Origin of the sequence: Nocardia sp. NPDC019323 (assembly GCF_044389845.1) — a bacterium.
GTDB lineage: Bacteria > Actinomycetota > Actinomycetes > Mycobacteriales > Mycobacteriaceae > Nocardia > Nocardia implantans.
In genome coordinates, this window is sequence record NZ_JBIRYN010000002.1 from 188393 (window position 1) to 211250 (window position 22858).

At 67.9% G+C, this 22858-nt stretch carries 20 protein-coding genes; 10 read left to right on the forward strand and 10 right to left on the reverse strand.

Annotated features, from left to right (window positions below; translation table 11 throughout):
* Positions 1-14 precede the first annotated feature (14 nt).
* Positions 15-425, forward strand: a complete 411-nt coding sequence (locus ACH49X_RS08400; protein ID WP_195079712.1) for a nuclear transport factor 2 family protein — start codon at positions 15-17, stop codon at positions 423-425.
* A 248-nt stretch (positions 426-673) separates the two neighbouring features.
* Positions 674-877 (forward strand): hypothetical protein, encoded by a 204-nt coding sequence (locus ACH49X_RS08405; protein WP_357207072.1) that lies wholly within the window; start codon positions 674-676, stop codon positions 875-877.
* Positions 878-1057: 180 nt separating this feature from the next.
* On the opposite strand, the gene ACH49X_RS08410 is transcribed toward ACH49X_RS08405, so the two are convergent.
* The 5 genes from ACH49X_RS08410 to ACH49X_RS08430 form a co-directional block, all read right to left on the reverse strand.
* Complete coding sequence (locus tag ACH49X_RS08410; RefSeq protein ID WP_195079710.1) at positions 1058-1684, reverse strand: DUF3558 domain-containing protein; 627 nt, start codon at positions 1682-1684, stop codon at positions 1058-1060.
* A 21-nt stretch (positions 1685-1705) separates the two neighbouring features.
* On the reverse strand, positions 1706-2155 hold the full coding sequence (locus ACH49X_RS08415) for a hypothetical protein (RefSeq protein ID WP_323124456.1): 450 nt from the start codon (positions 2153-2155) through the stop codon (positions 1706-1708).
* Between the two features lie 17 nt (positions 2156-2172).
* Positions 2173-3420 (reverse strand): type VII secretion target, encoded by a 1248-nt coding sequence (locus ACH49X_RS08420; RefSeq protein ID WP_195079708.1) that lies wholly within the window; start codon positions 3418-3420, stop codon positions 2173-2175.
* 12 nt (positions 3421-3432) lie between these two features.
* A complete protein-coding gene (locus tag ACH49X_RS08425; protein ID WP_357207074.1) occupies positions 3433-4260 on the reverse strand; it encodes a hypothetical protein in 828 nt (275 codons plus the stop codon).
* 255 nt (positions 4261-4515) lie between these two features.
* Positions 4516-5553 (reverse strand): AraC family transcriptional regulator, encoded by a 1038-nt coding sequence (locus ACH49X_RS08430; protein ID WP_357207076.1) that lies wholly within the window; start codon positions 5551-5553, stop codon positions 4516-4518.
* A gap of 74 nt (positions 5554-5627) precedes the next feature.
* Between ACH49X_RS08430 and ACH49X_RS08435 the strand changes: the two genes are divergently transcribed.
* Positions 5628-6458: an alpha/beta fold hydrolase gene (locus ACH49X_RS08435; protein WP_357207078.1), complete on the forward strand. Its 831-nt coding sequence runs from the start codon at positions 5628-5630 to the stop codon at positions 6456-6458.
* Between the two features lie 11 nt (positions 6459-6469).
* Here ACH49X_RS08435 and ACH49X_RS08440 read toward each other — a convergent pair whose 3' ends face one another.
* Positions 6470-6925, reverse strand: coding sequence for a GtrA family protein (locus tag ACH49X_RS08440; protein ID WP_244891846.1), 456 nt, complete (start codon positions 6923-6925; stop codon positions 6470-6472).
* Between the two features lie 118 nt (positions 6926-7043).
* Here ACH49X_RS08440 and ACH49X_RS08445 point away from each other — a divergent pair, with 118 nt between their 5' ends.
* From ACH49X_RS08445 to ACH49X_RS08465, 5 genes are all read left to right on the forward strand, one after another.
* Positions 7044-8531, forward strand: coding sequence for an FAD-binding oxidoreductase (locus tag ACH49X_RS08445; RefSeq protein WP_323124455.1), 1488 nt, complete (start codon positions 7044-7046; stop codon positions 8529-8531).
* Positions 8528-9289 (forward strand): decaprenylphospho-beta-D-erythro-pentofuranosid-2-ulose 2-reductase, encoded by a 762-nt coding sequence (locus tag ACH49X_RS08450; protein ID WP_357207080.1) that lies wholly within the window; start codon positions 8528-8530, stop codon positions 9287-9289. The genes ACH49X_RS08445 and ACH49X_RS08450 overlap by 4 nt, the downstream gene beginning before the upstream one ends.
* 206 nt (positions 9290-9495) lie before the next feature.
* A complete protein-coding gene (locus ACH49X_RS08455) occupies positions 9496-11448 on the forward strand; it encodes a galactan 5-O-arabinofuranosyltransferase (RefSeq protein ID WP_357207142.1) in 1953 nt (650 codons plus the stop codon).
* A 102-nt stretch (positions 11449-11550) separates the two neighbouring features.
* On the forward strand, positions 11551-13449 hold the full coding sequence (locus ACH49X_RS08460) for a glycosyl transferase (protein WP_357207082.1): 1899 nt from the start codon (positions 11551-11553) through the stop codon (positions 13447-13449).
* 11 nt (positions 13450-13460) lie between these two features.
* Entirely contained in the window at positions 13461-16808 is a 3348-nt protein-coding gene (locus tag ACH49X_RS08465) for an arabinosyltransferase domain-containing protein (RefSeq protein ID WP_195079703.1), read from the forward strand.
* Positions 16809-16881: 73 nt separating this feature from the next.
* Here ACH49X_RS08465 and ACH49X_RS08470 read toward each other — a convergent pair whose 3' ends face one another.
* Complete coding sequence (locus ACH49X_RS08470) at positions 16882-17814, reverse strand: NADP-dependent oxidoreductase (RefSeq protein WP_195079702.1); 933 nt, start codon at positions 17812-17814, stop codon at positions 16882-16884.
* A gap of 99 nt (positions 17815-17913) precedes the next feature.
* Between ACH49X_RS08470 and ACH49X_RS08475 the strand changes: the two genes are divergently transcribed.
* Both ACH49X_RS08475 and ACH49X_RS08480 read left to right on the forward strand, forming a co-directional pair.
* Positions 17914-18315, forward strand: a complete 402-nt coding sequence (locus ACH49X_RS08475; protein WP_195079701.1) for a helix-turn-helix domain-containing protein — start codon at positions 17914-17916, stop codon at positions 18313-18315.
* An 85-nt stretch (positions 18316-18400) separates the two neighbouring features.
* A complete protein-coding gene (locus tag ACH49X_RS08480; RefSeq protein WP_168434190.1) occupies positions 18401-18559 on the forward strand; it encodes a hypothetical protein in 159 nt (52 codons plus the stop codon).
* Positions 18560-18695: 136 nt separating this feature from the next.
* Here ACH49X_RS08480 and ACH49X_RS08485 read toward each other — a convergent pair whose 3' ends face one another.
* The 3 genes from ACH49X_RS08485 to ACH49X_RS08495 all read right to left on the reverse strand — a co-directional run bounded on the left by ACH49X_RS08485 (position 18696) and on the right by ACH49X_RS08495 (position 22823).
* Positions 18696-19112, reverse strand: a complete 417-nt coding sequence (locus ACH49X_RS08485) for a type II toxin-antitoxin system VapC family toxin (RefSeq protein ID WP_357112933.1) — start codon at positions 19110-19112, stop codon at positions 18696-18698.
* A complete protein-coding gene (locus ACH49X_RS08490) occupies positions 19109-19324 on the reverse strand; it encodes a type II toxin-antitoxin system CcdA family antitoxin (protein WP_195079700.1) in 216 nt (71 codons plus the stop codon). The genes ACH49X_RS08485 and ACH49X_RS08490 overlap by 4 nt, the downstream gene beginning before the upstream one ends.
* A 133-nt stretch (positions 19325-19457) precedes the next feature.
* On the reverse strand, positions 19458-22823 hold the full coding sequence (locus ACH49X_RS08495; RefSeq protein ID WP_195079699.1) for an arabinosyltransferase domain-containing protein: 3366 nt from the start codon (positions 22821-22823) through the stop codon (positions 19458-19460).
* Positions 22824-22858: the final 35 nt, after the last annotated feature.

Sequence of the window (22858 nt, forward strand, 5' to 3'; positions counted from 1 at the left end):
ACGAAAGGACCGTCATGTCCACGGATACCGCGATCGCCGACCGTATCGAGATCGCCGACCTGTTCACCCGCTTCGCACGCCTGCTCGACGAGGGACGCTATGCGGACGCCGCCGCCATCTACACCGACGATGTGGAGGTCGACTCGCCGCGTATCCGAGTCCGCGGCATCGACAAGGTCGTCGAGTACATGCGACAGGCCGAGGTCGAGGGCGAACACACCCAGCACACGACCACTGATCTCCTGGTGACGCTCGACGGCGACCGAGCCGCCTCCTCGGCGAACTCGCTGGTCTACTACTACCGCGACGGGCAACCACCGCACCTGACAAGCGGCCTGCGCCTGACCGCCACCACCGTCCGCACACCCGCGGGCTGGCGCCTGCGTAAAATTCGGATCACGCTCGCTTGGACGCGCAAGGAGTGATCCCCCTCCACGTGATCAGCGGTTGGGCGGCGGCCCAGGCTCGCGCCTGCCCACGAGTGGCACACCATGGAGACCTCTTCTCGAAAGACGCCGCAGCCGTGTGCCACTCGCATTGATTCGTCCGGCGATGCGGCAGGGTGGAAGGTGGTGGGGGGCAATGAGGTTCGTAACGGGGTGCGTGGTGCTACCGATCGGTCAGGTATGCGGCGATACGAGCCGCCATCCACAGCCACAGAAGAGGACACGTGATGAAGAAGCTCGTCGCCGTCACCGCCGTGATCGCGGGACTCGTCGCTCCGGTGGGTTCGGCCGCAGCGGAACCTGTCTCCACGCCCGCCGCCGCGACGTCGGCCGCGGCTTCCGTTGGTTCCTGGTCGGAGGACCTGTTCTGCGCCGTCATCGAATTCTTGAAGGGTGGCTGGGCGGGCCGTCCCACCGACTGCTCGTTCTGACGAGCCTGTCGAGATCACTGCCCTGACCCGAATCCCGCGGTGGAAGCCGGCGGCCGATCGAGTCGCCGTCCTCCTCTGCCACAAACGACGACGCGGCCAGTTCAGTCAGCCGCATGACGCCCACCCGCCGCCGGATCGCTCTGCCGTTCGTGAAAGCTGAGTTGCCCATCGGCGTACGTCCTACTTGCCGCCGAGCGCTGTTGCGAAAATTGTTGCTACTTCGCGAATTTGATCACACGCGGCCGGAACCGGAGCAGCGCCCGGGATCGCGGTCAGCGAGACTTCTAGAGTTCCGTCGGCGCTGCTGATTGCCGCATAGCAGCTACCGGGAAGCGCGGCCACTGTGTACAGAGCAGCCGCTCGTCCGTTGACAGCGTCGGTATTGAAAACGGCGTACTTGTCTGTGCTCTTGATCTGATCCAAGGGTGAGTTCGTGGAATGCACTGTGACATTTCCCGTGATGGTCTTCTGGCCGTCGATGACGGCGATGCGACGGAAGGAGCATCCAACAGCCGTCAGGAGATCGGTGACGATCTCTCCAGATGAACGCTGGCGCGTAGCCGGATCGAACCCGGCCTCGGCGACGAGATCGTCGCTCACTTCGAAACAAGGATCGAACCGCACCAGCTTCTTCGAGTCAGGTTGCGCTGGCGCCGGGGGTACAGAGGCGGCCATCGACGGGGTCGGGTGGACCGAAGTCGATGGCAGCCGGCTCGTCGTGGTGTCATCCGAATTGTCGGCGGAACAGGCGGCAAGCGATGTGACCATGGCAATGAGCGCGAAACCCGTGGTCAGAACTCGCTTCATTCGGCGCATCCCCTTTCGGTATCAAACCAACCATGACTTCCCGGAGGGGTAGTCGTCGAAGTCGTCGGGCCAGTCACTGGGGCCGACCACGTTGTCACGCGCAGAGGTGCGTCGCAGCGGCGGCGGGGTAGTCGGCGGCGGCGGTGGTTCAGGGTCCCACTTCCACTCGAACTGGGGAGAGTTCTTGAGCTCCGTGACCTCCGGCGGTACCGGCCTCGCGAGTTGTTCTATGTCAGACCATCGGCACTCGCCCGCACGGACGCGTTCGGCGTATGCCAGTAATGCGTCGGATGCCCCGGGAGCGGCCGCGAGGTTCGACATGAATTCCTCGGTCACCTCGGTGACTTCATGCAGCAGTGCCTGTACGTCGAGGTTTTCCAATTGGATACGCGCGGTCCGCAGTTCCTCCACTGCACCCATGACGCTGCGGACCAGAGCTTCGACAGCTGGGTCCAGGTTCGGCTCGCGCATGCTTCCCCACCGCGATGTCATGCGTCCTCCCAAGGCTGCCCGCCCGATCCGACCTCATAGGATTCCTTGGGGCGGTCCAAGGTGGAGTTGACCTGAGCTATCTTCGATATATCGGTGGCCACGGCGGTGGCCTTGGAGGCCTTCTCCAGCTTCTCGGTGAACGGCGCGATAGTCTCCTTCAATTTCTGTTCGGCGCCTTCCTTCAATTTACCGATCGGATCTTTTATGTACTCGAGTAGCTTCTTGACCTGATCGACCAGCTTCTGAATCTCGACTACCAGATCTATCGCTTTCTTCACGATATCGAATATCTTGATACCCAAATTAACGATCTCATAGACCTGCCCTACGACCGGTATTTTTCTGGCGATAGTCTTGAAGATTCCTTCGATACTTGTGAACTTGATCTGGTCGTTGAGGATGTCCCACAGCTTCGTCAGGATAGTTTTGACGGCTTGCCGGATCTCGTCGGCGACCACTCCGAGCACATCACTGATGATCCGGCCCACCGGGCCTTCCCATTTCATCGCGGAAATCTGCCGGTTCGCCCAATCATTGAAGGACAGCGCGGCCTTGCCATTCCAGTGCGGATCGACTTTCTTCAGGCCCGCTTCCAGATTATCTCCGCAGGCCTCCATTCCATTTCCGGCTGCCTTGTATGCCTCGCCGATCCGCCGAACCTCGCTCCAGTTACCGGGAATCGGCTCCAAGCACTTGCCGAGGGGGTCGATTTCATTTCCAGCCGTGCGGGTGATGCTTTTGATCGACTCGTTCACCTCACCGAGGATCGGAGCCACCTCGCCGATAAGGGCGACAGTATCTTCCTTGTTCGACTGCGGTTCCTGTAGCTCGAAGGATTTCGCCTTCGAATAGTCAGCCGAAGCAACGTATGCCGCCGTGGTTCCTTGAACCTCGATGTCGGCACCGACGGGGGCACCCGGCGCTACCGGACCGTTGAAGGTGTTCTGATTCAACGCCGTATAGTTCTTTTGGTCCCGGTCGTGATACATCCATGCCGCTTTGTTGAGCTCGGTACCGGTGGATGATGTAGTGGTAGCAATGGAGGCCATGCGCTGCTGCGTTGCCGCGGCCGCGTCCTTGACCGGCGCCACCAACTGATCGATGATCGGCCCTTGCAGCCAATCGGCGGGCATGCATTGCTTGCCGGCGAATTCAGCAGCCTTCGCAGCATCGGCGCCGATCTCGGAGACAAGTCTGCCGAAACCCGCGATCTCACCCGGTACCGCCAGCAAATTCTCACCCACAGCCCTACATCCTCACTTTGTATTTGTCTTGCCGATCGACTGTATTATCTTTTCGACCTCGTCGCGAGACAGCGACTCCGCCGAGTTCGTATAGTGCTGGATCATGAATATTGCCACTTCAGCCGAGGCATATGCCGCAGTCGCAACGATATCGAATTCCGCCGTTACCGGATCACACGAGGATTTTTTCGGAATATCGGTGACCACAGCGGTGTAGCGCGATGCAGGTCGGCCCGATATCTCGAAGGTGATCGGACCACGCAGCTGCACGGCAGGCATGTGATTCGTCTTCCTGTCCCCGAAGATTCGACTCGCCTTATCGACTTCATCGCGTGCCGCGGTGTCGATGTCGATTCCGTTGCGGCCGTCGACACCGACACTCGCCAGGACCGATCCCTCGGTCTGGCGGCAGTAGCCGATCCCATAGCGACTGACCGCTTCGTAGGAGGCGATAGTCGTGTGATCGACTTCGTCGTTCCACGCCATGATCGCATCGTTCGACGGAGACCAGCCGTCCGACGGAACGGTGTAAGTGAGACCGTATCGAGTGGGGACCGGCTGAAGCTGTCCATTGCCCACCTTCATCAACGGCGGCGGGAACTCCATCGACGGGAATCCTGAGGGAAGCGAAGGTTCCGGCGGTCCGGTAGGGCGCGGAGGCGGGTGCCACGACGAGGCCGCTGCCTCAGGCGGCTCAACCTCGTCCTGGTACGGATTACCGATCCACGTCGAGAGGGTGAGCACCGCGACCGCCGTGCAGAGCAGGAGTGCGATCTTGCCCAACTGGGTCAGGATGCCGTGTCGATAGAGCAGCCGGACAGCGCGATTCAGCCGGTCCACGAATGCGGACCCAGCCACGACCGGCGGTCGGAGAACGCCAGAGCTGTTGCCCTGCACAGTCTTGTAATAGACGAGCGTGTACTCATCGCGTGCGGCACAGTGATTACTCCCCTCCTGGTACTCCCGGGCTGGGATGCTAGGGCGGCTGAAAACGACTGTCAATCGAGGCGTCGCGCTCCACCTGCCTCGGCTGACGAGATCGTTGCGATGAACCAGTCGGTTGCCAGTTCGAAAAATCTCGATGTTCGGACGACGTCAGCGTGGTCGGACTTCTTGCGGGGTCACGCCGAATCGCGCTTTGAAGGCGGAGCCGAAGGTGCTGAGGGAGCGGAAGCCGCTGGCGTAGGCGATTTCGGCGATGGTTCGGGAGGGGGATTCGCGGAGGCGGCGGTGGGCGCGGTCGAGGCGGGCGCCGCGGATCAGTTCGCTTGGCGTGGTACCGGTGTGGTGCAAGGCCAACTGGACTTGGCGCAGGGACCAGCCGAGGGTGCGGGCGATCTCGGTGGGGGTCAGGTCGGGATCGTCGGCGTGCCGGAGGACGTGGGCGCGGACGGCGGCGTCCACCGTCGCCAGTACCGTCGGCGGCGCGGCGTGGCGGCGCATGCGGAGACGGAGCAGATCGACAATCGTGTCGCACGCGGAGGCGAATTCGGGTCCGTCGACGGCATCACGCTGCTTGCCGAGTTCGGTGATCATGCCGACGAGGACCGAGCCGAGTCCCTCCCGCAGGTCGATCAGCGCGGGTCCCTCGCCGAGTTGGAGCGGCAGGGCGCCCGCGGGGACGTTCATCACCCATCCGCGCGCAGCGGCGGGTTGGCCGAAATCCACGGGACGCGTCTTGGTGACCACCGCGCCGTGCCCCGGCAGCACTTCGGCGGTGGTGTCGTCCTGCCGGATGCGCAACGCGCCGGATACCGGGATCATCACCCGTAGGCTGTCGTCGCCGTCGTGCCGGATGTCGGCGCGCGTCCTGGCGTAGACGACGCGGTCCGACCAGAAGTCGATCAGCTGATAGCCCGCGTATCGCTGTACGGCCGTGGCTCCGGCGAACGGTGACCGGCTGTCGAAACGGCATTCCAACGTGCCCTGGTTACGACAAACATGCTCGGCCCAGAAGTCGGCCGATTCGCGGGCCGCGACCGCGGCGGTATCGACCCGTTCCACCAGGTACGGCTCGGCGATCGACACCGGCAACCTCCCGATCGGCGTGCGCGTTTCCGTCAGACCCGTGCGCGTATCAGGTCGAGCGCGCATCGGTCCGCGTCTTAACGTGATCCCGATCGTACCGATCACAGCCCGTCGCGCCGGTGTGTTGCTCAGCCATGGTCGAGGCTCGTGCGGCGCGGGCCCACTCGCGAGGAAGCACAGTGAAGAAGCGGACGCATACCCACGTACAGACCCGGCTCGGGCTGCTGCATGTCGTCACTGCCGGAAGCGGCGATCCGATCGTGATGTGGCCGAGCCTCCTGATGGACGCCGCGCTCTGGGACGCCCAGGTCGACCACTTCGCGGGGAACTACCTGACCATCGCGGTGGACCCGCCCGGTCACGGCAGGTCGAGCCGCCTCGAGCGGCGCTTCACTTTCCAGGAGTGCGCGGGCTGCGTGGTCGACATCCTCGATCACCTCGGGCTGCGGCGAACGCATTTCCTCGGGAACTCGTGGGGCGCCATGATCGGCGGCACCCTCGCGGCCGAATTCCCCGATCGCGTCGAATCCGCCGTGCTGATGAACGGCACGGCATCCTCGGCTCCGCTCGCCCAGCAATTGCAGTACCGGACGCTGCTGATGGTGATCCGGATGCTGGGCGGGATTCGCCCGCCACTCACCAAATCGGTGGTGCGGGCTTTTCTCGGACCGACCACCGAAAGCACCCGCCCGCAGGTCGTCCGGCAGGTCGTTGACATCGCCCGGGGCAATGATCCGGAGTCGATCGTGCACGCCGTGCGATCCGTGGTGATCGATCGGCCGGACCAACGAGACCTCTTCGCCTCGATCACCTGTCCCACGCTGATCGTCGGGGGTCGCGAGGACCGCACCTTCCCCGTGCCCGAGCTCCGGGCCATGGCGGAAGCCGTTCCGGGCTCTGAACTCGTGGTCATCGACGGGGCCGCACACCTCGCGGCCGCCGAGGTCCCCGACGAGGTCAATCGTCTGGTCGGGAACTTCCTGGCCGACCACGCCGCGACAAGTGATTAGCCCGGCAGCGCTCAGCGGAGCTTGAAGATCACCAAGCGCTGGACGATGAAGTTGATGACGGTCGCGGTGCCCTGGGCGACGATGAAGGCCAGCGGCTGACGCCACCACTCGTCGGCCAGGGCGAAGTACAGCAGGTTGTTGATGCCGACCTGCACCGCGAAGGTCACCGCGTACAGCGCCACCACCGCGAGGAAGCGGGCGCGGCTCGGCGGGGCCTGGAAGGTCCAGCGGCGATTGATCAGGTAGGCCGTTGTGGTGCCCGCCACGAAGCCGATCGACTTGGCGACCCCGACCGGCAGGCCGACCAGGTTGAGCAGCAGGCTGTAGAGCCCGTAGTCGACGACGGCCGAGAACCCGCCGGTGAGGGTGAACCGGATGATCTGCGTCTTGAGGTCGACCTCGGTGCCGCCCGGCTCGTCGACCAGGGGCAACTCGGCCGGAAGCGGCAGGTGTGGTTCGGCTTGCACGCCGACGAGCGTAGCGTCGAACGCGGCATCACCGGGATCCGGTGCTGAACCGACACGTACGTCACTACCCATGGGTAGAGCGACCCCGCTCCCATCTGGCGTCATACCTGTAGCCTCTATGCCGATGTCCACGAAAGCTCCGACCGCCACCAAGACAACCGGGAACGACGAAGGCGCCGGCGTCGCGAACGACGGCCCGGCCGCGGGCACCGCGTTCACGCTTCCGACGCGCACCCGTACGTTGACCGGGTGGGGTCGCACCGCACCCACCTCCTCCGAAGTGCTCTCGACCAGCGATCCCGAACTGATCGCCAAGGCAGTCGCCATGGTCGCCGAGGACAACGACAGCAAGCCCGCCCACCTGCGGCGCGGCGTGATCGCCCGCGGCCTCGGCCGCTCCTACGGCGATCACGCGCAGAACGCGGGCGGCTTGGTCGTCGACATGACCGCGCTGCACAACATCCACCGGATCGATCGCGACACCCGCATCGTGGACGTGGACGGCGGCGTCAGCCTGGATCAGCTCATGAAGGCCGCGCTGCCGTTCGGCCTCTGGGTCCCGGTGCTGCCCGGCACCCGCCAGGTCACCATCGGCGGCGCGATCGCCTCCGACATCCACGGCAAGAACCATCACAGCGAGGGCAGCTTCGGCAACCACGTGCGCTCGATCGATCTGCTCACCGCCGACGGGCAGGTGCAGCACATCACGCCGAAGCGCAACGCCAAGCTGTTCTGGGCGACCGTCGGCGGCAACGGGCTCACCGGCATCATTCTGCGCGCGACCATCGAGATGGTGCCGACGGAGACGGCCTACTTCCTCAACGACGGCGTGAAGACCACGACCCTCGACGAGACCATCGCCGCGCACAGCGACGGCAGCGAGGCGAACTACACCTACTCGAGCGCCTGGTTCGACGTGATCAGCCCGCTGCCCAAGCTGGGCAGGGCCACCATCACCCGGGGCAGGCTGGCGAAGGTCGACGAGCTGCCCAAGCGGCTGCGCAGCAAGCCGCTGAAGTTCGACGCGCCGCAGCTGATGACCGTCCCGGACATCTTCCCGAACTGGACGATGAACAAGCTGACGCTGATGTCCATCGGCGAGGCCTACTACCGGATGGGCGGCAACTACACCGGCAAGGTGCAGAACCTGACGCAGTTCTATCACCCGCTGGACATGATCGCGGAGTGGAACCGCGGCTACGGCTCCAACGGCTTCCTCCAGTACCAGTTCGTGGTGCCGACCGAGGCGGTCGAGGAGTTCAAGCGGATCATCATCGACATCCAGGCGTCCGGGCACTACTCGGCGCTGAACGTGTTCAAGCTGTTCGGCCCCGGCAACCAGGCGCCGCTGAGCTTCCCGATGCCGGGCTGGAACATCTGCGTCGACTTCCCGATCAAGCCCGGTCTCAACGAGCTGGTCGGCGAGCTGGACCGGCGGGTGCTGGAATTCGGCGGGCGGCTGTACACCGCGAAGGACTCGCGGACCACCGCCGAGACCTTCCACAAGATGTATCCCCGGATCGACGAGTGGATCAAGGTCCGCCGTAGCGTCGATCCCACAGGCGTTTTCATGTCCGATATGGCGAGAAGGCTGGAGCTGCAGTGATCAATGCCGTTGGCAACCCGCAGTCGATTCTGCTGCTGGGTGGCACCTCGGAGATCGGCTTGGCAATCTGCGCGGAGTACCTGAAGAAGGGGCCCGCGCGCATCACCCTCGCGGCGCTGCCCGGTGATCCGCTGCGGGAGGGCGCGGTCTCCCAGATGAAGGCCGCCGGCGCGAGCCAGGTCGACGTCATCGACTTCGACGCGCTCGACACCGAAAGCCACGCCAAGGTGATCGACGCGGCGTGGGACGCAGGCGATGTGGACGTCGCGATCGTCGCCTTCGCCCTCGACGGCGATCCCGAAGAGCTGTGGCAGAACCAGGCCAAGGCCGTGCGGGTCGCGCAGATCAACTACACCGCCGCGGTCTCCGTCGGCGTGCTGGTCGGCGAGAAGATGAAGGCGCAGGGCTTCGGGCGGATCATCGCCATGTCCTCCGTCGCCGGTGAGCGGGTGCGCCGCTCGAACTTCGTGTACGGATCGACCAAGGCCGGGCTGGACGGCTTCTACCTCGGCCTCGGCGAAGCGCTGCGGCCGTACGGCCCGCGCGTGCTGGTGATCCGGCCCGGCATGGTGCGCACCAAGTTCTCCGCGCACGTCAAGGAGGCTCCGCTCACCGTCGACAAGGAAGACGTGGCGGCGCTGGCGGTCGCGGCGTCGCAGCGGGGGAAGGAACTGGTCTGGGCGCCGGGAACCTTCCGCTACGTGATGATGGTGCTGCGGCACATCCCGCGCTCGATCTTCCGCAGACTGCCGATCTGATCGGCGACCTTCGGACGAAGTGCCCGCGTGATCGGTGATCGCGCGGGCACCTATCGTCTGACGGAGTGACCCTGTGAACCGGGAGGCGCCATGCGAGTAATCCAGTGCGACGAGCGCGGAGCGGTCCGTTGAGCACGGTGACCGCCGCGGACGAAACGCCGACGCGTCCGGTCGATCCGGCTCCGGCGCCGGGGCGCGGGTCGCTCGTGGCGCGGCAGATCGCCTCCGGCGTCGGCGAGGCCGCGCTCGCGGCGGTGGTCGCCGCCGTGGTGGCCGTCGTCGGGCTGGTCGCTTTCTCGCTGGTGCAGTGGCCCGCCTTCAACTCGTCGAACGTGACTCGGGCGCTGACCACGGTCGGACAGGTCGGCGCGGCGGTCGTGCTCGCGGTCGCGATCGCGCTGCTGCGGCTGCGCAAGTGGCCTTCGATCGCGAAACTGCTTTCCTGGGCCGGACTTTCGGCGTTCGTCACGTTCACGCTCGGCATGCCGCTTGCGGCGACGAAGCTGTATCTGTTCGGCGTCTCGGTGGATCAGGAGTTCCGCACCGAGTTCCTCACCCGGCTCACCGATTCCGCCGCGCTGCGCGACATGACGTACGCGGATCTGCCGTCGTTCTACCCCGCGGGCTGGTTCTGGATCGGCGGGCGGGTGGCGAATCTGCTCGGGATGGACGGCTGGGAAGTGTTCAAGCCGTACGCGATCACCTTCCTCGCCGTGGCCGCGGTGGTCGCGCTGGTGTTGTGGTCGAAGCTGATCCGCGCGGACTGGGCGGTGGGCGTCGCGGCGGCGAGTACCGCGGTCACCCTGGCTTACGCCGCGCCGGAGGCCTACAGCGCCGTCATCGTGCTGCTGCTGCCGCCCGCGCTGGTGCTCGCGTGGGGGGCGCTGCACCGGCCGGCGGTGCGCTCGTCGGAAGACGCCGAGCGCACGGCCGGCGGTTGGGGCGCGGTCGTCGGCACCGGGCTGTTCCTCGGCTGGGCGGCCACCTTCTACACCCTCTACTTCCTCGTGGCTGCCTTCGCGGTGGCGCTGATGGGGCTGGTGGCGGCCTTCCTCGCGGTGCGGGCACAGCGCGCCGCCGACCGTCCGCGCCGTGCCCGCCCCGCGACGGACTCGACCCTTCCCGTCTGGCGCGCGGCCCTGCCGCCGTTGGTGCGGCTCGTGGTGATCGCGGTGCTCGCGGGACTGGTCGCGCTGCTGGTGTGGGCGCCGTACCTGGCGAAGGCGCTGCGCGGCGCGACGGCGAGTTCCGGGACCGCCCAGCACTACCTGCCGGAAGCGGGCGCGGAACTGCCCCTGCCGATGTTCCATTTCTCCCTGCTCGGGGCGCTGTGCCTGCTCGGCACGATCTGGCTGGTGCTGCGCGGCGCGTCGTCGCGCAGGGCGCAGGCGCTCGGCATCGGGGTGGCGGCGATCTACCTGTGGACGCTGCTGTCGATGGCCGCGACCGCCGCGGGCACCACGTTGCTGTCGTTCCGCCTGGAGCCGGTGCTGCTGGTGCTGCTGTCGGTCGCGGGCGCGTTCGGGTTCGTGGAGGGCGCGCGGGCGATCTACCAGGCGTTGAACGAGCCCGCGCGGTTCCGGCTGGTGGCGATCGCGGTAGCGACGATCGGCGCGCTGGCCTTCGCGCAGGACATTCCGCACGTGCTGACGCCGGAGATCACCACCGCGTACACGGACACCGACGGCGACGGGAAGCGCGCCGACCAGCGCGACCCCTCGGCCGTGTCGCGGTATGCCGAGGTGGATCGGGCGCTCACCGCGCAGACCGGACGCCCGCGCGCGGACACCGTGGTACTCACCGCCGACACCAGCTTCCTTTCTTTCTATCCCTACTTGGGCTTCCAGGCGCTCACCTCGCATTACGCCAACCCGCTCGCGGAATTCGCGGGCCGGGCGGCGACCATCGAGCGCTGGAGCCAGCTGAAGACGCCGCAGGAATTGCTCGACGCGCTGGCCGCGAGCCCGTGGCGAGCGCCCGACGCGTTCCTGTTCCGGCGCAGCGGCGACTCCTACACGTTGCGGCTGGCCAAGGACGTCTACCCGAACGACCCGAACGTGGCGCGTTACTCGGTGAGCTTCCCCAAGGAGCTGTTCGCCGACCCGCGCTTCACCAGCACGGATATCGGACCGTTCACGCTGGTCACCGTCCACCGCTGAAATCGCCGCGGTTGAACTCGCGCGCAGTGGTTACCCCTTTCGTTTGTCGGTCCACGCACAGCGTGGTTGCTACGGAGGGCGCTGTCGAGGAGTGATGCCCGGGTGACACAGGCACAGGACGCCGAGACCGGCCTACCGGCGGAATCGGCGACGGTCGCGATCGCGGCGAAGCGGGCGACAGCGGCCGGAGTGCTCACCCGTCCGGCGCGTACCCGGCGGCCGACCGCGACGCGGGTCGCGGACTTCGCTGTCGGCGCCGGTTACCTGGCGCTGGCCGCGACCGTGCTCTCGGGCCAATGGCGTAATACCGCCAGCGGGTACCTGATCAAGAGCGGTCAGGACCAGACCATGTGGGAGTGGTTCTTCGCGGTCACGGCGCACTCGGTGGCCACTGCGCACAACCCGCTCGGCACCGATCTGCAGAATTTCCCGGCCGGTGTGAACATGATGGCCAACACGGCCATGTTCGGCGTCGGCGTGCCGCTGACGCCGGTCACCTTGCTCTTCGGGCCGACCGTCACGTTCGTGCTCGTGCTCACCCTCGGCCTGGCCGGGACGGCGTTCGCCTGGTATCGCTTGTTCGCCCGCGAACTGGTCCGGTCCAGGACCGCGGCGGTGATCGGCGGGCTGTTCTGCGGTTTCGCGCCCGCGATGATCTCGCACGCCAACGCGCATCCGAACTTCGTGGTGCTGTTGTTGCTTCCGATCATCGCGGGCAGGCTGATCCGGATGGCGCGGCGGGCGGCCACGGCGGAACCGGCACGGCCGCGCGGACGGGTTCGGGACGCCGTCGTGCTCGGTCTTCTGGTCGCGACGCAGATCGCTCTCGGCGAGGAACCGCTGTTGATCTTCGCCCTCGCGTTCGGCCTGTTCGCGATCGTCTACTACCTGCATACTCCGCGCACCGGGCTGCGCGTGACGCGCACGATCGCTCCCACCCTCGTGCTGGCCGCGGTGGTCACGCTGGCGCTGGCCGAGATTCCGCTGTGGTGGCAGTTCTTCGGCCCGCAGAGCTATCGCTCGATCGACCACGGCCCGATGGGCAACGATCTCGCGGCGCTGGTGCAGTTTCCGTCCGAATCGCTGGGCGGCGTGTTCGCTCCCGGCGCGAACGTGGCGATCAACCCGACCGAGCAGAACGCGTACTTCGGCTGGCCGCTGCTGCTTCTGGTCGTGTTCACGGTGGGACTGCTGTGGCGCGACCGCGTGGTGCGGGCCGCGGGCGTGGTGATCGCGGTGTTCGGTCTGCTCTCGCTGGGTGCCGTCGCGACCATCGGTAGACGGCCGACCGGCGTGCAGCTGCCGTGGCGCTGGGCCGAACATGTCCCGCTGTTGAACACGGTGCTGGAGAGCAGGCTGAGCATGGCCGCTGTCCCGGCCATCGCGGTGGTGCTCGCGCTGGGCACCGACCGCGCGGTGGGCACCTGGACGCGATCGGCGGCGGACTGGAAGCCGCTGGGCTGGTTCACCGCGGTGACCTGCGCGCTGCTGCCGCTGATTCCGACCATCCTGCCGGTGGTCGAGCGACCCCCCACACCGGATTTCTTCGCCGACGGCGCCGTCCGCCGCTACGTCGGCGACGGCTCGGTGGTCATGGTGCCCCCACCGCGTCCGCCCGACGCGCGAGCGCTGCGCTGGCAGGCCGACGCCGGTTTCACCTTCCCCTTGGCGGGTGGCTATTTCGTCGGCCCGACCGGCGCGACCAAGAAGGGGATCTACGGCCCGGAGGCCCGCCCGACCACCGCGCTGCTGGTCCAAGCCCAGGACACCGGGGTGGTACCGCCGATCGACGCGGGCGTGCGCGCCCGGGCGCTGGAGGATCTGCGGTTCTGGCAAGCCGACGCCCTGGTGCTGCCCGCGGCGAAGAACGGGGATGTTTTGCGGGAAACCGTGACCCAGCTGCTCGGATTCACGCCGACGCGGGTGGAGGACGTCTGGCTGTGGGACGTTCATACGCTGCGCTCGTCGGGGGCAGTCGGCGTCACACCGGGCGGTAGCTAGCATCAACCCCCGTGCGACCGGATCGATCTACTCGAGCGTTCACCCGTATCCGCTTGATCGCCCTGCTCTCCGGGCTTCTCGGATTCCTGCTGGCCTTGCTGACCCCGCTGCTGCCGGTGCGGCAGGACCGGGCGAGCCTGGACTGGCCCGAGTCCGGCGCCGCGAGCGTGGCGGCGCCGCTGGTGTCCTACGAGCCGCTGCGGCTGCACGCGACGCTGCCCTGCGCGCTGTCGGGAGAGCTGGGATCGGGCGGCACGCTGCTGTCCACCGTCCCGGTGGCCTCCGGCCAGGCGGCGAGCAAGGGCCTGGTGGTATCGGTCGCCGACGGCGTCCTCTCGGTGGTGCTGCGCGACATCCCGCTGCTGTCGGCCCCGCTGGCCGAGGTCGGTTCCTGCACCGCGATCGACATCGAATCGACCGCCGCCGCGACCACCGCCGAACTCACCGGCGTGACCCGGCAGGACGGCACACCGTTCCGGTCCACGGTCGGACGGGACATCCGGCCGCAGCTGGTTGGCGTGTTCACCGATCTGACGGCCGATCGGCTCGCCGGGGCGCAGGTGCACGCGGACATCGACTCGCGTTTCTCCTCCACGCCGACGCCGCTGAAGCTGGCCGCCATGATCGCCGCCGCCGTGTTCACGCTGATCGCACTCGTCGCACTGCATCTGCTGGACACCGCCGACGGACGCAAGCCGCGCCGTTTCCTGCCCGCGCACTGGTGGCGGGTCACCCCTGCGGACGGCGTCGTGCTCGGCACGCTCGCGCTGTGGCACGTCATCGGGGCGAACACCTCCGACGACGGCTACATCCTGAACATGGCGCGCGTCTCCGGGCACGCGGGCTACATGGCGAACTACTACCGCTGGTTCGCGGTGCCCGAGGCCCCCTTCGGCTGGTCCTACGAGGTGCTGGCCTGGATGTCGCGGATCTCCGACGCCAGCCTGTGGATGCGACTGCCCACGTTGCTGGCCGGCGTGGTCTGCTGGCTGGTGATCAGCCGGGAGGTGCTGCCGCGCCTCGGCGCGCGGGTGCGGCGCAACAAGGTGGCGCTGTGGACGGCGGGGCTGGTGTTCCTCGCGTTCTGGCTGCCCTACGACAACGGCCTGCGTCCGGAACCGCTGATCGCGGCGGGCGCGCTGCTCACCTGGTGCTCGATCGAACGCGCCATCGCGACCGGACGGCTGCTGCCCGCCGCGGCGGCCGTGCTGATCGCCGCGTTCTCACTGGCGGCCGGCCCCACCGGCCTGATCTGCATCGCGGCGTTGATCGCAGGCTCACGGCCGGTACTGCTGATCATCATCAAGCGGGCGCGCGGCGCCGTCCCGGTCCGCACCGGGCCCGACGCCGACGCGGCCGCCGCCGGTTCCGCCGCAGCCGCGGCCGCCGTGAACGCCCCCGCGCGGGCGCGGGAGTCGTCCCGGGCGGGCGCGGTGTTCCGGTTCGCCGCGCTGATCGCCCCCGGCCTCGCCGCGGGCACGCTGGTGCTGGTGGTGATCTTCGCCGACCAGACCTTGGCGACGGTGCTGGAAGCGACCCGGGTGCGCACGATCGTGGGGCCGAACGTCGCCTGGTTCGACGAGCGCACCCGCTGGGACTCGCTGCTCATGCTCTCGCCGGACGGTTCGCTGGCGCGGCGGTTCGGCGTGCTGGTGATGCTGTTGTGCCTGCTCGTGTGCGTGCTGCAAGTGCTGCGCAAGGGCCGGATACCCGGCACCTCGCGCGGCCCCTCGGTGCGCATCCTCGGCATCGTGTTCGCGTCGCTGTTCCTGATGATGTTCACCCCCACCAAGTGGACCCACCACTTCGGCGTCTACGCCGGACTGGCCGGATCGCTGGCCGCCCTCGCCGCGGTCGCGGTGGGCACCACAGGGATTCGCTCGCCGCGCAACCGCGCGCTGTTCGCCGCGGCCGTGCTGTTCCTGCTCGCCGTGACCTTCACCGGTCCGAACGGGTGGTGGTACGTGTCCAGCTACGGTGTCCCGTGGTGGGACAAGGCTCCGTTGATCGCGGGCAAGGGGCTGTCCACGTTGTTCCTCGGCCTCAGTGGCCTCGCGCTGCTGGTCGCCATCTGGCAGCACTACCGCGAGCCGTACCGGCGCGAGACCGGCGGCGGCCCACGGCGATTCGACCGATGGGCCTCGGCGCCGCTGACCGTGGCCGCCGCGCTGCTGGTCATCTTCGAGGTCGCCTCGCTCGCCAAGGCCGCGGCCACACAGTACCCGGCCTACTCGATCACCAAGTCGAACGTGGAATCGGTCGGCGGGGATTCGTGCGCACTGGCGAACGAGGTGCTCGTCGAGACCGACACCGCCGATTCGCTGCTGCGACCCTTCACCGGATCGCCCGCGGACGGATTGTCGGCGCAGAACAAGGGATTCACCCCGAACGGGGTGGCGCGCGACCTCACCGCCGACGCCGAGGAAACGGTCACCGGCGGCGCGAACTCGGTGGAGAAGGACTCGGAGAACAAGACCACCAACACCACCGGCGCGGGCACCGGAGGCGGCACCACCGAGCAGGCGGGCCTCAACGGCAGCACCGTCGCGCTGCCGTTCGGCCTCGACCCGGCGAAGACCCCGGTGCTCGGCAGCTACCAGGAGGGCGAGCAGCAGCAGGCGAAGCTGACCACCCAGTGGTATCGCCTCGACCTGACCGACAGCATGCGCGCCGACCCCGCCTACCAGGTGCTGGCGATCACCGCGGCGGGCCGCATCCGCTCGGTGGACGCCGACGGTGTGCTCACCTACGGGCAGGAACTGCACCTGGAGTACGGCGTCCGCGGCGCGGACGGCGAGGTGCGCACGCTCGGCTCGATCGATCCGCTCGACATCGGCCCCGCGCCGTCCTGGCGCAACCTGCGGGTGCCGTTGGACCGGCTGCCCGCCGAAGTGAACGCCGTGCGGCTGGTGGCGATCGACAACGACATCACCCCCAAGCAGTGGCTGGCCGTCACCCCGCCCCGGCTGCCCAAGCTGGCCACGCTGAACTCCGTGGTCGGATCGCAGGCTCCGGTACTGCTGGACTGGCATGTCGGTCTGGCCTTCCCGTGCCAGCGGCCGTTCGACCACAAGGACGGCGTCGGTGAGATCCCGCAGTGGCGCATCCTGCCCGACCGGGTCGGCTCCGACGCCTCCAACGCCTGGCAGGACGACATCGGCGGCGGCCCACTCGGCTGGACCGGCCTACTGCTGAAGTCCCAAACCGTCCCCACCTACCTCGACCGCGACTGGACCCGCGACTGGGGCTCCCTCGAACGCTTCACCCCCTACGCCCCCAACGCCGCCCCCGCCCCCATCCACGTCACAACCCAAACCCGCACCGGCCTCTCCACCGACGACCCCATCCGCATCCGCTGACCGCGAGTGGCACATGGTGGAGAGCGCTTCTCGGGTGGATTCGCCACAGCCATGTGCCACTCGCGGCGGGGTGTCAGGGGGTGAGGACGAGGCGGCCGCGGAGGCCGCCGAGGGCGAGGCGTTTCTGGGCTTCGGAGGCGGCGGTGAGGGGGTGGGTTTCCGCGACGCGGAGGGTTAGGTTGCCTGCGTCGACTTGGGATACGAGGTGGTCGAGTCGGGGGCGGTCGGCGCGGACCAGGACCGTGTGCACGGTGGTGCCGCGCAAGGGGATCGGGGTGTTGGGGACGCTGACGGATGCGAATCGTCCGCCGCCGCGTACCGCGGCGAGTGTCGCGGGGCCGAGGGCGGCCGCGTCCAGGGCGGCGTCGACGCCGCCGGGGACGATGGCGCGCACGGCATCCGGCAGGGACGCTTGGCGCGGAACGAAATCGGTGGCGCCCATGGCGCGCACCGCGTCCTCGTCGGCGGGTGACGCCGACGCGATCACCCGGACCCCGCGCGCCGCCGCGAGTTCGACGGCGAAGCCGCCGACCGCGCCCGCGGCGCCGGTCACCAGCAGTGTGTCGGTGGACGCGAGATCCAGCGCGTCGAGGGCTTGGAGCGCGGTGAGACCGTTGAGCGGGATGGTGGCCGCTTGCACCGGCGACACGGAAAGCGGGGCGGGCGCGACATTTCCGGCCTCCAGCACCACGTAGTCGGCCTGCGCGCCGAGGGAGACGTCGAGCCGGTCGCTGATACCGATCACCGCCTGCCCCACCGCGAACTCCGTCACTCCCTCGCCGATCGCGTCGACCGTGCCCGCGACGTCCCAGCCGACGCCCCATTGGTCGCGTGGCGCGGCGAAAGGCGTGCCGCCCACGCCCGCCCGCACCATCAGATCCACGGGGTTCACCGTCGCCGCCGCGACCGCGATGCGAACCGAGCCCGGACCCGGTTGCGGCGTCGGCACTTCCACGATCTCCACCACGGCTTCCGGTCCCGGCCGGCGGACCACCACTGCACGCATGACGTTCCTTCCTCTCTGCTGCCGACCAACCTAAAGCTGGTTACTATCTGATGGGTAGTAGTTACCTGAGAGTGCGTTAGAGGCAGCGAGGTGCTCCCGATGGCGACGAAGACCGCGACGCAACGCCGTGAACTGGCCAAACAGCGGTACGACGCGTATATCGCCGAGTGCCCCACCCGCCAACTGCTGGACCGGATCAGCGACAAATGGGTGAGCCTGGTCCTGGCCGCGCTCGCCGACGGGCCGTTACGCTACGGCGAACTGAACCGGATCATCGCGGGTGTGAGCCCCAAGATGCTCACCCAGACGCTGCGCGGACTGGAACGCGACGGGCTGGTGGAGCGACGGATCACCGCGGAAGTTCCGGTCCGCGTCGACTACGAGCTCACCCCGCTGGGGCACAGCCTCCAGCCGGTCATGAGCGCGGTGAAAGCCTGGGCCGAGACCCGCATGGACGACGTCATCGCCGCGCGGGCGCGCTATGACAGCAGCTCCCAGTAAACCGGTTGTCCGGTCTGAAAATGTGCTCCCACCTGTGGCTACGCATCGCAGGACGAATCGGGCCGGTGGCCTTAATCTGATTGCCATGACAACGGCATTCGATGAAATGGATCTGCGCGATCTTGTCGGACTGCTCAGCGAAGAGGAACAACGGGAGCTGCGACCAGCGGTGCTGCGCGTGCTCGGCCGCCTCCCTTCGCAAGAGGTGCTCCGGCGCGAGCTCGGTCTTCGGCTGAAGGTCTGAGCGCCCGGCATCGCACCGGCGAATACTCGGCAGGGCCGCCGCGCAGGATCAACCTGCGCGGCGGCCCTGCGTCTGGACACCTAGCCCGCCGCCGGCTCGCTGAACGCCACATCGGCGGGTATCGGCACGTCACCCGCTATTCGCGACGCTCAGCCATACCGCGGATGTCCTCAGCGCGTGAGGCTGCTCGAGCCAAACGCCCGTCCGTGGTGATCAGCGGCAAGTCCAGCTGTTCGGCGAGTTCGACATACAGGGCATCAGTCAGCCTGATGGCCGCGCGGCGAGCCCAAGCGCCTTTGGTCAGATTCATCAATGGATGGCGAGTCAATGGCGCGCCTGCGAGACGGCTCAGCGCAGTCTCGACGTCGGTGTCGGTCAAATCGCCGGCCCGGTTCAGCCGTCCCAGCGCGGACAGCACTTCAGCGTCGAAGTGCGCCGGGACGTGCATGACGGTTGGCGTGATTCGCTCGATCACGGCGGCCGTGCGATCGTTGCACACGAGAATGTCCACCATCGCGCTGGCATCCAGCACGATCTGTTCGGAAGAGGTCACCTGCCGAACTCGTCCCGAGACGAATCCAAAGCGGCGAGGGTGGCCTCGTGGGAGACCGCCGGTCGATCAGCGAACTCGGCCAGCCAAGCCGAGGTGGCAGTCTTCTCCAGTTCGGCGAGAATCGCGGCCTGAGTAAGTGCGGACACGTTCAGTCCACGTTCACGCGCGCGTTCAGCTAGTTCGTCGGGCACGTAGACATTGAGCCGAGCCATGCCTTAACTATACACACTTATGTGTGTATAGTTCTGCCGACAAACCTGACGGCTGGTGATCCGTGATGAAAAGGGCCGTCGCACAGCGTTCCTGCGCGACGGCCCGATAGCCGGACTGGTTCCGAACGAATGGTCAGAACACCCGCATGCTGCCCGGGGACCACAAGCCCGAGCGGGTGGCGGTGCCGGTGTCCAGCTTCGCCGGGACGGCGTTGCGGTCGTACTGGTCGTAGCGCTCCAGTGAGCCCCAGTCACGCGCCCAGTCGTTCTTCAGGTAGGTGGGCACGGTGGTGGACTTGGCCAGCATCTGCGTGAAGCCGAGGACGCCGCCGAACTCCTCTGCCTGCCAGGTGTTGGTCGAGCTGATGGCCAGCGGGCGGTCGGGCAGGATGCGGTAGCCGGGCACCTCGGCCACGCCGTTGCGGTGATCGAACGGACGCTGGCACGGGAATTGCAGGCCCACCGCCCAGTCCAGCAGGATCGGCTGCTGGGAGCCCAGCAGGCTGTTGAGCGTCTGCAGCTTCGGCATCCGCGGCGGCGTGAACGCCAGCCACTGGTCCCCGATGAGGATCGGGTCGTTGGCGACGATGCGCACCGCGTCGGCGTCGGGCGCGATCTCGTCCAGCGGCACCCGCAGGTTGCGCCAGGACGGGAACGGGCCGATATCGCGCGGCAGGTAGGTGCCGAGCTTCTGCACGCTACCGTCCGGCTGCCGCTTGCCGTAGTCGACAGTCAGCGACTGGCCGTACTTCATCGCACCGGTGTCGTCGAAGGACAGGATGCGGCCCGCGGCCGAGATCACGACCAGCGGCTTGTCCGCCGAACGCGCGGGCAGCTGGTACCAGCTCGACGTGACGTTCGCGGGCTGCTGCATGCCGTTCTGGTAGCTGCCGAGGATCGGCGTGGTCGCCGGGTCGAGACCGAACGGGAGGGCGACGGTGGAGCCGTTGACACCGCGCGCGCCCTGACCGCCGCCGGTGCCCGCGCTCTGCCCCTCGGCGAAGGCGGCGCCGACCGACTGGGTCGAGGTGTTACCGGTGCCCGGCTTCACCTCCACGCTGTCGGCGGACAGATCGTTCGGCACGCCGTTGGGGTCGAAGCCGACCGGATCGACGCCGGCGAGCGGGTCGGACGGATCGGTCGGCGGATGCGCCGGATCGATGATCGGCTCCAGCTTGCCCGCGTTCGGGTCCGGCTCCACCAGCACGTCGTTGGCCAGGCCGCAGGTGCTGCCGCCGAGCGCGTCGATGTTCGAGCGGGCCAGCGAGTACGCCGGGTACTGCGAGACCGCGCCCTTGACCAGCGAGAGCACCTCGAGCGCGACCATCAGCGCGGCGACCACAGTCAGCGGGATCGCGGCGAACCGGCGGATCCGCCTGCCGCGCGCCGTCTTGGCCGACGGCTGCGGCTTGGTGTAGTCCTCCCGCAGCGCGTACCACCCGACCAACGCCAGCGCCAAGCCGAACAGCACGAGCATCAGGGTGTTGGACTGGTAGCCGTGCAAAGAGACCCGCTTGTCGAACCACGGTACGCCGAAGCTGGACACATACCAGTAGCCGTTGATGCCGGAGAACGCGACCGCGAGCACGAACAGCAACCCGGCCAGGAAGATGGCCCGGTTCTTCCGCGCCCGCAACGCGCTCGCCGACACCGCGACCGCGGTGACCGCGGCCAGCGAACCCGCGATGCCCGCGTACGCGCCGAAGTGGTGGGTCCATTTGGTCGGGTTGAACATCATGAAGAAGATCGTCCCGAAGACCACGCCCATCAGCCGCCAGGTCGGCCCGCTCGCGATGCCCGGCACCTGCCTGCGCCGCAGCAGCACCAGCATGGTGGTGAACAAGCACAGCAGCATCACCAGGAAGGCGAAGCGGCGCGACAGCGACCCGTCGACGGTCTCCACGAACAGGTAGTAGTAGCGCAGGTAGTCCTCGTACCAGGCCAGGTTCGGCCCGGTCACCTGGCGCACCCGGTTGGCTTCCTGGATGCCGGCGAAGGTCTGGTCGGTGTAGACGGCCGTCAGCACGAGCACGCCCGCCGCGGCGATCGGCGCGAGCAGCGGCAGCGTCGAGCCCCACCGCCCGGCGCCGAGCGCGGCGAACTGCCGGTGCTTGCGCACCACGATGCGCACCATCGGACGGATACCGGCCAGCAGCGCGGCCACACACATCAGGCCGGTCGGCGCCGCCGCCAGCGTGAACGCCGCCACCAGCACGGACACCGCGGCGGGCAGCAGCCGTCCGGTCGCGATGGCCCGCTCGATCGACACCCAGGTCAGCAGCGCGCCGAGCGCGACGATCGGCTCGGAGCGCAGACCGTTGTCGAACGGCAGCCAGAACGCCAGGAACACCAGTCCGCCGGTCCACAGCGCCACCTTGCTGGTGCGCACCCCGCGGCCCAGCCGAGGCACCACCTCGCGGCTGATCACAAGCCAGCACAGGATCGCGCAGGCCAGCGCGGGCAACCGGACCCAGGGACTGGCGGTGGAGATCTCCGAGAAGATCTGGATCACGTAGTAGTACCAGCCGAACGGCGCCTCCGGCACGCCGTACCAGCGGAAGTAGTTGGCCATGTAGCCCGCGTGCGGCGCCACCCGCACCATGCTGAGGATGTAGCCGTCGTCGGAGGTGTTCGCGCCCGCGAAGTGCCACAGCAGCAGCGTGCCGACCACCGCGCCGTCCGCCCAGGTCGGCTTCAGCCAGTTCGCCGGCAGGAACCGGCGGTGCCCGCGCCCGTCACTGCTGTCGAGCCGGGCCAGCGCCGCCAGCGCGATCAGAGTGCACAGCACCGCCGCGATCATCGCGACCAGCTTGATCGCGGTCGGGCTGGAGGAGAAGCGGGTGTCCACCGTCATGGCGAACGACAACCCGTTGGGCGCCGCGCCCTTCAGGTCGGAGAACACGCCGACCACCTGGGGCCGCAGATCGCCGCTGAGCTGCCCCTCCACCGGCACGGTGACCAGCTCGGTCGCCCCGGGCGCCCCACCCTCGACCGGCCGCTCCACCTGCCTGGTGAGCCCGTTGAACCCGCTGTAGGTGCGTTCGCTGTCGGAGGTGATGCTCAGCGACGTGCACTCGCCCATACGGCTGCGGTCGGCCGACACCACCACCGCGTTGCGGTCGACCACGTCCACCGAGGTGTCCGAGACCCGCACGAACAGCGCTTCCAGCGCGGCCCGGTCACCCTGCGGCGGCGCGGTGGCCAGCAGCATGCCGCCGCGCTCGGGTAGCTGGGCGATCGTCTCGCACGGGATCGTCGCCTTCAGGTCGATCGGGACCTGCGACATCAGCGGCGCCTGCACGTTGCCGAGCGTCCCGCCCTGCGGCCAGTTCAGCACCGCGGTGGTCTGCGTGACCGGCAAGAACGGCGTCGCGAGCGCGAACAAGGCCCCGAGCACTCCGGCCACCAGCGCGATGAGCCGGGCGGTGCGGAAATCGTTCGGGGTCACCGCGGGGGCGGCGGGAGGTTTCGTCAGAACAGCGGTTGCGGCGTCGGGCACGATTGGCAATGCTAGCCGCCCGTCTGTCCGCACGG